Source organism: Bacteroides sp. f07 (assembly GCF_042854785.1).
In the GTDB taxonomy this organism is placed as follows: Bacteria; Bacteroidota; Bacteroidia; order Bacteroidales; family Bacteroidaceae; genus Bacteroides.
In genome coordinates this window covers 653,545-666,947 of record NZ_BAABXI010000001.1, presented here as the reverse complement: position 1 = coordinate 666,947, position 13,403 = coordinate 653,545, and the positions used below count along the sequence as shown (strand labels likewise).

The following is a 13,403-nucleotide window of genomic DNA, read 5'->3' as shown; positions in this document are numbered from 1 at the left end:
TTTTACGAACTCTTTTATGAACCCTACTGGCTCTTTTATGAACTCTTATGTGAACTCTTTTCCTGCTTTTAGGTTGATATCCCGGAGTAATGTCGGCCACCATAAATGCAGATACTCGATAATGAACACAGAACTATTGTCCGAACACTTGCCAATCAGTCGAAACGAATCTGCCATATTCCTTAGGTCGATTTTGCCAACCTCAGATGGTTCTTTTACGAACTCAAAAATTGCCAATCACTTTGGAATAGAGAGTGAGAGAATTACATTTGAATATCCTCCCACTCTTTATTCGTCATTTACCAAGTGACTTGAATACTTTTGCAATGCAACGCTTTTTCTGTTCCATATTTGGATGAACATAGAGATCCAAAGTCGTTGAGATATTGGAATGTCCAAGCAATACACTAACTGTCTTGTAATCACATCCGGCTTCTATGCAACGAGTGGCAAAGCTATGGCGAAGTCCATGATACTTTAGTTTTGGGATACCTAATTTTTCCATTAGTTTGGTATAATAATTCCGGTAGGTACGCGGTTCTGTCGGGTATTCAGCATTGGTTAGAATATAAAAATCATCATTGACTACCTTTTTCAGAGGCTTCATCATTGCGAACAATTCCTTTGTCATAGGAATCTCTCTACATGAGTTCTGTGTTTTGGGAGTGTTGATAACCAACTCTGTATGTTTTTGTGTCCCATCAATGATATATATTCGCTCTATTGTGCGGTTTACGGTAATAGTCCCGTCCATTGTGTTGATGTCGCTCCATTTCAAGGCACAGACCTCCCCTATGCGAAGCCCAGTACATAGACTAATGTAAATACCAAGTCCAGCAAAAGAGAAATGGTTTTGAATATGGTTGAGCACCTTTTTGTGATTGGCTACTGATAGAACCTCCAACTCTTTGTTTTTCGAAATGGTTGGATATTTGATGTCCCATTCATAATAGTCCATCCATTCGTTTTTTACCCCGAACTTCATCACCATTTTTAGAACGATCAAAATGTCCTTTACAGATTTTACACTTAATCCACTTTCGATTTTTCGCAGGACATAGTCCTGCACAATCTCTTCATGGAGCGAATCACACTCTCCAAAAGTGGGAAGGATATGGTTCTCCAAGATTAACACATAAGCCGCCATTGTGGACTGCTTCACATAGGGTCGCTTGTACTCTTTCCAAGTTACCGCAATTTCTCTAATTGTTTTGTTGCTCATATTATTTCATTTAATGATAAATGTCTATAATTAGAGAAATATAATGAGCGATGTTCCCCCTTTGAGATTCCCTGAGTTCAGTGGAGAGTGGAAGAAATGTACCATAAAGGATTACGGTGAAGTGGTAACAGGGAACACACCACCTACCAGCAATCCCGAATACTACGATAATGGTTCATATTTATGGGCTTCTCCTGCTGATTTAGGAATTAACAAGAATATTACTGACACAAAGACAAAGTTATCATTATCAGGATTTAGAAAAACGAGAAATATTCCTAAAGGGAGTGTTTTAATTACTTGTATTGGTTCAACAATAGGGAAAATGGGGATGGCAACTGAAACCATGTCCTCAAACCAACAAATTAATTCTATTGTAATCAATGACAAAAGCGATAGTGACTTTGTTTACTATGCTATTTCTCGGGCTTTCCCTCGTTATTTATCAGAGGTGGGAATACAAGCCGTTCCTATACTATCTAAATCTAATTTTGAGAAGTTGCCTAATTACACAACGTGTCGAGAAGAACAAGACAAAATAGGTTATTTTCTTAATCTGTTGGATGAGCGCATCGCCACCCAAAACAAAATCATTGAGGATTTAAAGAAACTAAAGTCTGCGATTATTGATTATGCGATAAACTCCCTTGACACTGATTTTGCTAAGTTCGGTTCTTTGTATGAAACTGCGGGTGAGGGTGGAACTCCAACAACTTCAAATACCAGTTTCTACGATAATGGTAAGATACCATTTGTTAAGATTGATGATTTGAAACAGAAATATTTGACTGAAAATAAAGACTTTATTACAGAACTCGGATTACAAAAATCATCAGCTTGGCTTGTGCCTACACGTTCCATTCTATTTTCAAATGGTGCTTCCATTGGGGAAATTACAATTACGACATATCCTGTTTGTACAAAACAAGGGATATTGGGTATTGTACCAAAGTCCAACATAGATGTTGAATTCTTATATTATTTCATGTCGTCAACTTATTTCAAAAAAGCAATTAGCCGCATTGTTACAGAGGGTACTATGAAGACTGTCTATTTGAAAGATATAAACAACATACTTTGCCCAATACCAACAAAAGAGAAACAACAGGGAATAGCCAAAATGCCATCAGATCTGAACTCCAAGATTGATTATGAACAAAGTCTACTGAAACTATTCATTATGCAGAAACAATACTTGCTTCGTCAGATGTTCATATAAACATTTGGCGAAGTAGGAATTGCTTTTGTTTTCGATAGCATTCTCCCAACACGATAGCTTCCTTTTCTCTTTCTGTAATGGCATTTAACATTTTGGCGATAACCTTTTGCTCCGCCATCGATGGAAAACGATGCTTGGTATTGAAGTAATCTGTTATAGATACATTCAACAGACCATGATTCCTTGCCCCTTCGTCTGCTATATCAGACAATCCTTTATGCCATTTGGTTGATTCAAAGTAATAGGTGAGAAAATCAGAATCAACTATGGTTTCATTTATTTTGAAGCATCATTACTGTCCCGTAAAAGTGGATAAATAGTTCTTTGAAATAATTGAAATATAGTCTATTAGATACTACTTTTTAGGCGCGACGATTTGAAATCATACCTTTGAGGTCAATTAAGGTGACCTCAAATGAACCAAGATAAATATGTTTTCGCTCAGTTAGTAGAATTCTTGAACAATGATAAGTTCAGAAGACTTGTAGACAAGTATGATGGCAATCGTTATGTGAAACATTTCACTTGCTGGAGTCAGTTACTTGCAATGATGTTCGGTCAACTCAGTAATCGTGAAAGTCTTCGTGACTTGATTGTAGCTTTGGAAGCACATCAAGGAAAGCGTTATCATTTGGGATTGGGTCGTGAGCCCATTGCCAAAACTACGCTTGCATCTGCCAATCAGAATCGGGATTACAGAATCTTCGAAGATTTTGCTTTCTATATGATGAAGGAAGCATGTGAAAAACGATCGACTCACATCTTGGATATTCCAGGAAGGAAGTATGCGTTTGATTCCACTACGATTCCTTTATGTTTGGCTACATTCCCTTGGGCGAAGTTCCGTAAGAAAAAAGGTGGAGTTAAGGCTCATGTCCTTTATGACATAGAAGCACAACTTCCAGCCTTTTATACAGTAACTACAGCATCCAGGCATGATTCAACAGAAATGTCCGCAATTAATTATGAGCCAAATGCTTATTATATATTTGACAGAGCGTATGACTCGTTTAAAGAACTTTATCGGATTCATCTTACAGGTTCTTTCTTTGTAGTCAGAGCGAAGTCTAATCTGAAATGCAAGTTCTGTAAATGGAAGCGTAGAATGCCGAAGAATATCCTTTCAGATGCGGAAGTGAAACTGATAGGGTACACTTCTGAAAAGAAGTATCCTGAATCATTCAGAGTCATCCGTTTCTATGATGAAGAGGATGATCGTGAATTCACATTCCTGACGAATGCCAAACACATATCTGCACTTGATGTTGCCAATCTTTATAAGAAAAGATGGTTCGTGGAACTTTTCTTCAAATGGCTGAAACAACACCTTAAGATAAAAAGGTTCTGGGGTACTACCGAGAATGCGGTTCGAATACAGATTAGTGTTGCTATCATCACCTATTGTTTAGTAGCTATTGTCCAATATGATATGCAACTGAATCGTTCAACTTATGAGGTCTTGCAGATTCTTAGCATCTCATTAACAGATAAAACGCCTTTACAAGAGCTGTTTAATAAGACTAATTTCAATGATGTCAAAGAACAATTTAATCCCCTTATTCCGGGATTATTTGATTAATTAATAACTCGTCCCGATTTTAACGGGACACTAGTGTTGAAGCATATATAAAGAGTTGATAGAACACCTTCGTCACAATTGTCCAATCGTTTGACAGTTCCCCAATCATATCCAGCAGAGTAACTTCTGTTATAAGCAAACTCTCCTTTATGAAGTAAGTAATATCCTGTAAGATTTTCACTTGCAACTGATTTATTGAAGAAAGAATCTTGACTAACTAAACCATATTGAGCAGCGATAGTTAATACTAATGAACACTTGGCATCCTTGTTCTTGGTTGCAATGCGAGAGCAAAAAGCACTCATCTTATAGATTGTCAGTGGTTGCTCAAATCCTTTAATACGACATACAGGTTGTTTTTGGTTTGGTGGGCAAAAGACCTTTTCAATAATCGCAGACCTACAAACTTTACAATCCTTAATCAAGGGAATTGCACAGAATGTAGCTTGCAACAATAAGCCCAATATTCGCTTATCGGAATGCTTGAAATGTAGCTCTTCAACGCTACAAGAGAGCGATGTTTGTGAAAACGGCACATACCCTGTGTATGGTGCAAATGGCATCGTTGGCTATCTCACTAATTATAACACAGAGAAAGAAGCCGTCTATATTATTAAAGATGGTTCTGGTGTTGGGACAGTTTCTTATGTCACTGGCAAATGCTCTGCAACAGGTACATTGAACACCTTACAAGCAAAAGAAGGTTATTCACTTCAATACCTTTACTATATGCTGAAAGTGTTCAACTTTGAAACTTATAAAACAGGCATGGCTATACCTCACATATATTTCAAGGATTATGGTAAAGCCAAAATATTTTGCCCATCATATACAAAACAGCTCAAATATGTGGGATTACTATCAGCAATAGATAACAAACTATCAGCAGAACAGAGTATTTTAACCGACCTTCGTTTGCAGAAGCAATACTTGCTCCGTCAGATGTTCATATAAACATCTGGCGAAGCAGAGACTGCTTTTGAAGCCTAAACAAGTCTAATAATTTGGTTTCTGTTTTAACTTTGCTTGCTATATGGCTCAATATGAAATATATCCGCTTTTGGTTTTCCAAAGAGGGAATCTTGATTCTTGCTTTCTCAAAATCTGCCTTACAAAGGTTGAACCTCGTACTTCCTTGTGCGTAAGGGTATATAAACTTACGGAATGGAGTAGAAGATACATAATAAGATAGATATGGAGGGAAAGCCACTTTTGTATCTGTGATATGAATACCAAAGCAAAAACTATTCAAATACACATCGCTCTTTCCTAAATAAATAGAGCCGATTCCAACTTCTTCGGGTGTTTCTGACGACAAGGTAAACAATACATCTCCATATTTGACAACATTCTGCTTTTCTCCATCGCTTATGCGAACATATTGATAGTCGTTCTCATTTACAACACTGTTTGAATATACATTCAAGTATGTTATAAATGGTTTGCCGCTTCCAAAGTCTTCTGCGGATTTTCCTGACAGTCCTGAATATGAATGCCCTAAATCTGCAAAAGAGGTTGTTATGGCATTACCATATTGCTTATACAATGAATCATTTAGTCCCTTGATTAAGGATTCGTATTTCTCAATGATTTTGTTTTGGGTGGCGATGCGCTCGTCTAATAAGGAAATAAATTCTGCTAGCTTATTTTGTTCTTCAATGCGAGAAAAATAGAATGATATATTTTTCACAATATCAGCAGATAAATTGCCTTGTCCTCCTTGCAAATAGGTCTGGAGTAGCTTTTCTACATGTTTACGCCAAATAGATTCTATAAACTTCTTATTCTGATTAGTCCTAATACACAATATGGCTTGATTTATTGCACCATTAATTTTACTTATAGCAATATCGCCACTTGTTGCACCATATAAAGCTAATAACAGGTCACCCACTTCTACCATTTTGGTAGCAGAGTTTTTGAAGCCATCCTCTGTAATGAATAGTTCTGTTTGCTCTTCATGTAATTCTCCCGAACGGATAAATGGAATATTCCCATCATAATATTCTTTCTTTGAAGAAGAAGGAGTACCTCCAGAGAAAAAGGAACATATTTTCGATAATTTATATTTCTCCCACTCCCCGTTAAATTCCGGGAATCTCAAAGGGGGAACATTAAGGTTCTTTGAACCTTTTATCTTCTCACGCTCGGCAGAGCAAGCAAGTTCGTTCTGCTCTCGCTCAATCGAAGATTTGAGGCCTTTTTTATCTTTATTATCTATTGCCATAGTTGTCATTATTTTGTAGGATTCAAATCAAATGGAAGCAATGGAGTTTCATCATTACCATCATTAAAACGGTCAAAATCCGATATGTATGATTTGTCTTGAACCAATTTATATTTCTCGTATTCGCTATAAGCCTTATCTCTGGCTTTCTCTTGTGAGACCTTTCCGGCAGTATCACACGGCTCATAATCATAGTTTTTAAGATGTTGCAGCAGGAATTTCTTCCAATCTTCCATAGTCGAAACAATATGACGTTCAGCACGTGCTTCAGCCATATCAAGAAAAGACGTTGTGATAAGGTTTAACCGAGACAATTCTTTATCTGACAAGTAATTCTTTGCAACGATGGTGTCTGACTTTTGTACTCTGCCATTAGGAGCCTGCTTCCATGTGGTTAACCCCATATAAGGTTGCTCAGAATCTGCACGTTCATAGATGATCTCTGCAGCAGTCTGATGAGTAACAGCAAGATGCATCATATTCTGCACCATTTTGAAGAACGACTTTGTACTTTCAGACTTCGCATCATAGTCTGCACTACATTCCGCATAGATGTCTGTTATCTTTTGATAGTATCTGCGTTCTGAGGTGCGTATCTCACGGATACGCTCCAGCAAATCATCAAAATAGTCCTTGCCGAAATGTTTGCCTTGTTTCAGTCTTTCATCATCAAGAGCATATCCCTTAATGATAAATTCTTTCAATACAGACGTTGCCCAAATGCGGAATTGTGTCGCTTGATAACTGTTTACCCTATATCCTACAGCTATAATAGCATCAAGATTATAGAATAACGGAGTTCTTTCAACCTCCCTGTCTCCCTCGGATTGAACTATCCCAATTTTTCGGATAGTTGCCTCTTTGGAAAGTTCTCCTGTTTCGTAAATTTGTCCAAGATGATAATTAATGGTTCTGACATCAACCCCAAACAAGTCCGCCATTCTTTTTTGTGACATCCAGAATGTTTCACTGTTGAAAATGACTTCTATACGTGCTTCCCCTTGAGCTGTTTTATATAGCAATATATTAGAACTTAATGAATTATGCACAAGTTCCGTCATTGAGACAGACTGTAAAAAAAAGTCTCGTGCCTGTTGAACAAGCAACTTTTTGCCATCAGCATTTTCCGCTATAATCATACACGCCATACGAGAAAGTCGGAAAATATTTACTTTGCGAAATGAGCCATTTCCTATCCTGACCATATCAACCGCTTGGTTGAAATGCTCGTCCACTTTCATTCCCTTTTCGCATGCAACCTTGATAGCTTTATCTATAACCCTCTGGAATTTCCAGTTAGCAGAATAGCCCATTGCACCGCAAAGATCACGGGAACTCCAGTATTCATTTCCATTCTCATCCTTGCGGCATATATTCTCAAATGAAGGAGTCATTTGAGGTATATTATCATTTTCACTCATTGCCATTACTTTTCTGCACTATTCTACCAATCCCAGCTCTTTCAAATACACTTCTATCTCCTTGTCGAGTTCGGCACGCTTGGCTTCCAACTCCTTGATTTCGGCCATTACAGCCTTGATGTCAATAGGTTCTTCCTCTTCAAAGGTATCAACATAACGAGGAATATTCAAATTGTAATCATTCTCGGCTATTTCTTGAAGAGAGGCAAGATGACTATACTTTTCTATTTCCTTACGGTCACGATAGGTCTCAACAATCTTTTGAATATGCTGTTCCCTAAGCTTGTTTTGTGTCTTGACCTTTTCAAACTCTTTGCTGGCATCAATGAAAAGGATATTATCATCCTCCTTGCGACATTTCTTGAATACAAGAATACAGGTCGGGATGCTCGTACCATAGAAAATATTGGCAGGCAAACCGATAATGGCATCCACATAGTTTTTCTTTTCTATGAGAAAACGACGGATCACTCCCTCTGCATTTCCTCGGAATAGTACACCATGCGGAGCAACACAAGCCATCGTACCACCTTCGTTCAAGTGGTAAATCATGTGCAGGATAAAAGCATAGTCGGCTGTCTTGCGTGGTGCAAGTCTTCCTGCCTTACTGAAACGGTCATCGGTATTGAATTTGTCGGCAGCACTCCATTCGGCAGAGAACGGAGGATTTGCTACAACAGCATCAAATTGGGTGTCGCCAAAGGCATCCCATTCAAGTGTATCACCGTTTTCTATCTTGAAATTACTGAACTTAATGCCGTGAAGCAACATATTCATTCGAGCAAGATTGTAGGTTGTCGGATTCTTTTCCTGTCCGTAAATATCTACTGCATTGCCAATACTTGCAGCACGAAGCAACAACGAGCCGCTACCGCAAGTAGGGTCATAGACATTGCGCAAACGCTGATGTCCTATAGAGACGATTTCTGCCAAGATACGGCTGACTTCCTGCGGAGTATAGAATTCTCCGGCTTTCTTTCCGGCTCCTGCAGCAAACTGTGAAATCATATATTCGTAAGCATCACCCAATATATCAATCTCTTGCGATGCCTCTAATCCAAAATCTATATCGTCTAATGCAAGAAGCACATTACTAACGAGCGTATTTTTATCATCAGCTGTCTTGCCCAATTTGGGCGAAGCCAAGTCAATATCTGAGAACAAACCGCCAAAATCATCTTCGCTGTCCTGTCCCAAAGTACTGTCCTCGATACGCTTCAACGAGCGTTCAAGCATAGGTAAAATGTTTTCTTTTCGCTTGATAGCTTCAATTACTGACGAAAACAAAAATTTGGGCTCAATGAAATAACCGATATTCTCCAGGCATTGGTTTTGTGCTTCCTCCTGTAGTTCCACAGCATCAGCATCCTCCATTTCCCACAATTCCTTAAAGGTTATATCATCATCTGCCAAAGCATTGTTGGCGTATTTTTCTATTTTCTCTGACAAGTATTTATAGAAGATGAAACCTAATGTAAAATACATAAAGTCGCTTGCCGACATATTACCTCGCAAACGGTTTGCGACCTCCCAAAGCTGGTCACGGAGTTTCTGTTGTAATTCTTCGCTCATATTATCTTATTCCTTATTCTTATTTATTGTTTGACGCAACAAGTTAAAAACATAATCTATTTCTGCATCGTTTTTCAATGGGAAACGAACTTCATATGCCCCATTTCCCCAATGTCCAACTTCTGACACATCACGAGTAATACCTTCTGGGTCTTTGAGTGTTCCTTTCTTAGCATTGAGAAACAGTCTTATTCCCTTGTTTTGCATAACTATATCACAAAATACCTTTCCTCCTATTTTGAAACCTATAGTTTTCTTTTTTGGATATATTGTAATATCCTCTCCGTATGATAGCAAAAACTCTTTGATTTCCGTATAGATGTTGAGAAAATCATCTTCAATGTTCTCTAAATGATCCTGTTCGCTATATACTTTAATTTCTTTGCTTACCGTTGTTATTGTCTCACTATTAGAGACCGTTTTAATACTTTCCTTACTTGAACGGTTTACTATCTGTTCAAAGGAAAGCATATCATTTGTAAAACGTTTAATTTCCCATAGTTCTATAGGCAAATCTTTGAAATTGATAGCTTCTTTTTGATAAGTTGTAAAATTAGGTGAAACAAACAATACCTTTGACTGAGACCAATCCACATCGTTTCGTTTGAGTACTCCCGATTTAGACTCGTTGTACTCTAAAATAAATTCAGCCTTGTTATTTAACATCAGGGATAGATAAGCATAACCTTGGTCTATTACACTAAAATTCTTATCTCTTTTATATTCTAATATAACAAAGGATTTTTTCTCTGAATCAAAAGCCAAAGAGTCTATACGGAAAGAACCAATAGAAAATTCCGTCTTGATGAAATCAAGCCCAAGCAACGTCTGTAGATTCCTTTCAACGATGTTTTGAATTTCCTTCTCCAACTTAAATGGCTTCTCTTTTATAAGCGTTAGTTGCTCATTATTTATTTTGTATGTTGACATCCTTATTCCCAATTAAACGTTTTTATAATACTACGCAGTCTTTCCATTATTCTCGTCAAAGCCTTTCGGGTTTTGATAAGACCAAGATGTTTCTCTTTCAATACCTTTTGTATAATCTCCGGCTGCTCTTTTTGTAAATAGTCATACTCCTTCATGTAATGATTAAGCACCTCAGCTGAAATCTGTTCTTCAGCAGCCAAATCAGTCACTGCCTTATTACGTTCTGACACAATATATTGGTTCAGACGTTCCTCTAATTCATTTGTTCCATCGGCTCTATTGCGCCCATTCATGAAGTTTTCCTTGTCTTCATCTACATTCTTTTGAATAAAGCCGTCAATGAGTTTTGCTTTGCTTCGCATTCCGGCATCCTTAATCATTGTATCAAGGATATGCTTCCGTTTTTCTGAATAATCATCACTATATGGGTCTAGTTCCGCAATGAGTTCCAGAATATACGCCACATTAATAATGTCACTATGTAAGAGTTCAAGACAGAAATCAATATCTTCCAATCCTTGGTTATTCCCGTATGGAACAGGATCTTCCGCAACAGTTGACGGTGCAGCAGGTGGATCAATAAACCCGACTGTAATATCAAGATATTTACTCTTATAATCGTTAAACTGCTGTTCAGTCATGCCGAGGTCTTCAGCATCCTCGCTGTAATCTTCGTATATCTGTATTTCTGCATGTTTACGGATAATGTCTCGAAATGCAAGCACAAAATTCTTCTTGTCATTTTCACTTTGCAGGAAGTCTATACTACTTGGTGTTGGATATTTTTGCAGAAAATCAGTTGCCAAACTCTCGTACTCCTGCTTTACTTTCTCAAACGGAGGACGTACTATATCTTCAGGATTATCAGAGTTGCTGAACAATTTAATAGCCGTATCAACATTGTTTTTCAAATCTCTGAAACAAACTATTTTACCAAAACGTTTCTTCTCGTTCAATACTCGATTGGTTCGGCTGAACGCTTGCAGCAAACCATGATATTCCATGTTCTTGTCCACATAGAGCGTATTCAGCTTTTTACTGTCAAAGCCTGTAAGGAACATACCCACAACAAGACAAAGATCAAGCGATTTCATATCCGCCTTCTTCTTTTTCATGCGCAGATTGATGTCATCATAGTAAGCACGGAAGTTCTCCGTGGTAAAAGATGTGCCGAAGTTTTCATTATAATCGTTCATAATGGCTTGCAGTTCATCCGCTTCACCCACACTCTCTTTTGCATACTGCCCTGTACCCATGCCGGTCTGTTCATCATCCTGACTATTATTGGCTGCGTATGTAAATACTGCACCTATACGGATTTTAGGATTCAACGATTTGAAAATCTTGTAATAGCGTATAAGCATAGGAACAGACTGCACGGCGAACAATGCGTCAAACTCTCCGTCGAATGTAGATTTGTTAAAATTGTTAAGGATAAATTTGGCGATTTCCTCCATACGAGCTTGATTGCCGTTGTCAACCACTTCGTTGCCGTGATAATACTCCACAAGGAAGCCAAGTACGTTTTCATCCGCTATTGCATCTTTAATAAGATATTTATGGAGACAGTTTCCAAATATTTCCTTCGTGGTATGTCCATCAACAGCATTCTCGGTGAAAATAGGTGTTCCAGTAAAACCGAATATTTGGGCATTGTCAAAGAACTTCATTATCTTCTTATGACTATCCCCAAAATGACTGCGATGGCACTCATCAAATATCATCACGATACGTGAGTGACGTATAGCATCAATCTTGCTGCTATACCACGTCTTACTAACTGCCGCATTAAGTTTTTGAATAGTAGTGATAATAATCTTGGAGTTGCTTTGAAGCCGTTTCACTAGTTCATCCGTATTATCAGTACTATCTACAGCCCCTGGTTCAAATGCTTCGTATTCCGATTGAGTCTGGGTATCAAGATCATGTCGGTCAACAACAAACATCACCTTATCCACATCATCCAATTCTGATACAAGTTGTGCAGCCTTGAATGAGGTCAATGTTTTTCCGGCACCTGTTGTATGCCAGATATAACCATTATCATTGGAGTTTTGTACACGATCCAAAATTTTCTCTACCGCATAGAATTGGTAAGGACGAAGTACCATCAAGCATTTGTCGCCCTCATGAAGCACAATATACTTTCCTATGATTTTGCCAAGCGTACATTTTTCCAAGAAGAATACGGCAAACTTATCCAATTCATTGAACGGATGATTGGCAGCATCTGTCCAGGTGAATGTGAACTTATACCCACTATTTGGATTATTGGCAAAATAGCGAGTATTAACACCGTTGGATATGACAAACAGTTGGATATAATCAAACAATCCATGAAACGAAGTCTTGTGATAACGCTGTATTTGGTTGTATGCCTGTTTAAGTTCCACGCCACGACGTTTCAATTCAATCTGCACAAGTGGCAAACCATTGATTAGAATCGTCACATCATAGCGGCATTTTTTACGTCCTTCCACCGTAATCTGGTTGGAAACCTGAAATTCATTCTGACACCACTGCTGCCTATTTAGAAATTCCACCCATATACGCTGTCCATCAGCCGTATCAAGCGGATATAAGTCACGAAGTTTCTTTGCCTTTTCAAAGCGAGTACCACCTTCAAGGTATATTAGAATCTTCTCAAACTCTTCTGCCGTAAACTCAGTACGTCCGTGCTCTTCCAATCGTTTGCGGTTGTGAATCTCCAACTGCCGCTTGAAATTGGCATAAAGATTATCTTCCTCGACAATCTGAACATACTCGTAGTCCATTTGTCGGAGTGTGGCTATCAGTCCGGCTTCCAATGCCGCTTCGCTTTGTGTTGACATATTCTTGCCTTATTATGAGTGGTTACTTTACTTTTATATTGCTATTCAGTATCTTGACATCCAATGCTTTTTCAATCTTGCACAGAGTTTCCAATGACATATTCTCCCGTCCTTTTAGAACTTTGGAAATATACTGCTGCGAACAATTCATCTTCATAGCCAACGCCTTTTGAGTCATACCGAGCAGCTCCATTCGATTCGACATAGCTGCAGCTATAGCCTGCGAATGGCAAACCCAATCTTCTCTTTTGTTTTCCATTATATTCTTTACTTCTCCTAAAGTGTTGTCTATCTTTTCTTCAGCCATTGTATGAATCAAAAATACCTTTGTCCTATTTTGTAGGCAAAGGTACTATAAATAATTGAGATAACACAACTTTCAGGTTGTTAATCAACGAATGG

General features: G+C 38.1%; 13 protein-coding genes. 3 read left to right on the top strand and 10 right to left on the bottom strand.

Features of this window, described 5'->3' with window-relative positions:
• Positions 1-45: 45 nt before the first annotated feature.
• Complete coding sequence (locus ACGHVY_RS02715; RefSeq protein WP_259328031.1) at positions 46-177, bottom strand: hypothetical protein; 132 nt, start codon at positions 175-177, stop codon at positions 46-48.
• Between the two features lie 118 nt (positions 178-295).
• Entirely contained in the window at positions 296-1,222 is a 927-nt protein-coding gene (locus ACGHVY_RS02710) for a tyrosine-type recombinase/integrase (protein ID WP_390596969.1), read from the bottom strand.
• A 43-nt stretch (positions 1,223-1,265) separates the two neighbouring features.
• On the opposite strand from ACGHVY_RS02710, the gene ACGHVY_RS02705 reads away from it, so the two are divergent.
• Positions 1,266-2,441, top strand: a complete 1,176-nt coding sequence (locus ACGHVY_RS02705) for a restriction endonuclease subunit S (protein WP_390596968.1) — start codon at positions 1,266-1,268, stop codon at positions 2,439-2,441.
• On the opposite strand, the gene ACGHVY_RS02700 is transcribed toward ACGHVY_RS02705, so the two are convergent.
• Complete coding sequence (locus ACGHVY_RS02700; RefSeq protein WP_390596967.1) at positions 2,434-2,652, bottom strand: hypothetical protein; 219 nt, start codon at positions 2,650-2,652, stop codon at positions 2,434-2,436. The genes ACGHVY_RS02705 and ACGHVY_RS02700 overlap by 8 nt on opposite strands.
• 204 nt (positions 2,653-2,856) lie before the next feature.
• On the opposite strand from ACGHVY_RS02700, the gene ACGHVY_RS02695 reads away from it, so the two are divergent.
• Positions 2,857-4,020, top strand: coding sequence for an IS4 family transposase (locus ACGHVY_RS02695; RefSeq protein WP_002561845.1), 1,164 nt, complete (start codon positions 2,857-2,859; stop codon positions 4,018-4,020).
• Here the strand turns inward: ACGHVY_RS02695 and ACGHVY_RS02690 are convergent.
• Positions 4,017-4,583 (bottom strand): hypothetical protein, encoded by a 567-nt coding sequence (locus tag ACGHVY_RS02690; protein WP_390596964.1) that lies wholly within the window; start codon positions 4,581-4,583, stop codon positions 4,017-4,019. The genes ACGHVY_RS02695 and ACGHVY_RS02690 overlap by 4 nt on opposite strands.
• Here ACGHVY_RS02690 and ACGHVY_RS02685 point away from each other — a divergent pair.
• Positions 4,564-4,974, top strand: coding sequence for a restriction endonuclease subunit S (locus ACGHVY_RS02685; protein ID WP_390596962.1), 411 nt, complete (start codon positions 4,564-4,566; stop codon positions 4,972-4,974). The genes ACGHVY_RS02690 and ACGHVY_RS02685 overlap by 20 nt on opposite strands.
• On the opposite strand, the gene ACGHVY_RS02680 is transcribed toward ACGHVY_RS02685, so the two are convergent.
• The 6 genes from ACGHVY_RS02680 to ACGHVY_RS02655 are packed head-to-tail and all read right to left on the bottom strand — an operon-like array spanning position 4,967 to position 13,308.
• Complete coding sequence (locus ACGHVY_RS02680) at positions 4,967-6,247, bottom strand: restriction endonuclease subunit S (protein WP_390596960.1); 1,281 nt, start codon at positions 6,245-6,247, stop codon at positions 4,967-4,969. The genes ACGHVY_RS02685 and ACGHVY_RS02680 overlap by 8 nt on opposite strands.
• 8 nt (positions 6,248-6,255) lie before the next feature.
• Positions 6,256-7,668 (bottom strand): RhuM family protein, encoded by a 1,413-nt coding sequence (rhuM, locus tag ACGHVY_RS02675; RefSeq protein WP_390599641.1) that lies wholly within the window; start codon positions 7,666-7,668, stop codon positions 6,256-6,258.
• An 18-nt stretch (positions 7,669-7,686) separates the two neighbouring features.
• The gene (locus ACGHVY_RS02670; protein ID WP_390596958.1) at positions 7,687-9,240 is read right to left on the bottom strand and encodes a type I restriction-modification system subunit M; all 1,554 of its coding nucleotides are present in this window, start codon (positions 9,238-9,240) and stop codon (positions 7,687-7,689) included.
• 6 nt (positions 9,241-9,246) lie between these two features.
• On the bottom strand, positions 9,247-10,170 hold the full coding sequence (locus ACGHVY_RS02665; protein WP_390596956.1) for a DUF5655 domain-containing protein: 924 nt from the start codon (positions 10,168-10,170) through the stop codon (positions 9,247-9,249).
• Between the two features lie 2 nt (positions 10,171-10,172).
• The gene (locus ACGHVY_RS02660; RefSeq protein ID WP_390596954.1) at positions 10,173-13,001 is read right to left on the bottom strand and encodes a type I restriction endonuclease subunit R; all 2,829 of its coding nucleotides are present in this window, start codon (positions 12,999-13,001) and stop codon (positions 10,173-10,175) included.
• Between the two features lie 22 nt (positions 13,002-13,023).
• On the bottom strand, positions 13,024-13,308 hold the full coding sequence (locus tag ACGHVY_RS02655; RefSeq protein WP_176934452.1) for a helix-turn-helix domain-containing protein: 285 nt from the start codon (positions 13,306-13,308) through the stop codon (positions 13,024-13,026).
• Between the last annotated feature and the right edge of the window lie 95 nt (positions 13,309-13,403).

Bases quoted from the DNA above. Each gene is read 5' to 3' on its own strand.
- ACGHVY_RS02715 (WP_259328031.1), bottom strand. From the start codon at position 177: ATGGCAGATTCGTTTCGACTGATTGGCAAGTGTTCGGACAATAGTTCT.
- rhuM (WP_390599641.1), bottom strand. From the start codon at position 7,668: ATGAGTGAAAATGATAATATACCTCAAATGACTCCTTCATTTGAGAAT.
- ACGHVY_RS02690 (WP_390596964.1), bottom strand. From the start codon at position 4,583: ATGCCATTTGCACCATACACAGGGTATGTGCCGTTTTCACAAACATCG.
- ACGHVY_RS02680 (WP_390596960.1), bottom strand. From the start codon at position 6,247: ATGGCAATAGATAATAAAGATAAAAAAGGCCTCAAATCTTCGATTGAG.
- ACGHVY_RS02705 (WP_390596968.1), top strand. From the start codon at position 1,266: ATGAGCGATGTTCCCCCTTTGAGATTCCCTGAGTTCAGTGGAGAGTGG.
- ACGHVY_RS02710 (WP_390596969.1), bottom strand. From the start codon at position 1,222: ATGAGCAACAAAACAATTAGAGAAATTGCGGTAACTTGGAAAGAGTAC.
- ACGHVY_RS02695 (WP_002561845.1), top strand. From the start codon at position 2,857: ATGAACCAAGATAAATATGTTTTCGCTCAGTTAGTAGAATTCTTGAAC.
- ACGHVY_RS02660 (WP_390596954.1), bottom strand. From the start codon at position 13,001: ATGTCAACACAAAGCGAAGCGGCATTGGAAGCCGGACTGATAGCCACA.
- ACGHVY_RS02655 (WP_176934452.1), bottom strand. From the start codon at position 13,308: ATGGCTGAAGAAAAGATAGACAACACTTTAGGAGAAGTAAAGAATATA.
- ACGHVY_RS02670 (WP_390596958.1), bottom strand. From the start codon at position 9,240: ATGAGCGAAGAATTACAACAGAAACTCCGTGACCAGCTTTGGGAGGTC.
- ACGHVY_RS02665 (WP_390596956.1), bottom strand. From the start codon at position 10,170: ATGTCAACATACAAAATAAATAATGAGCAACTAACGCTTATAAAAGAG.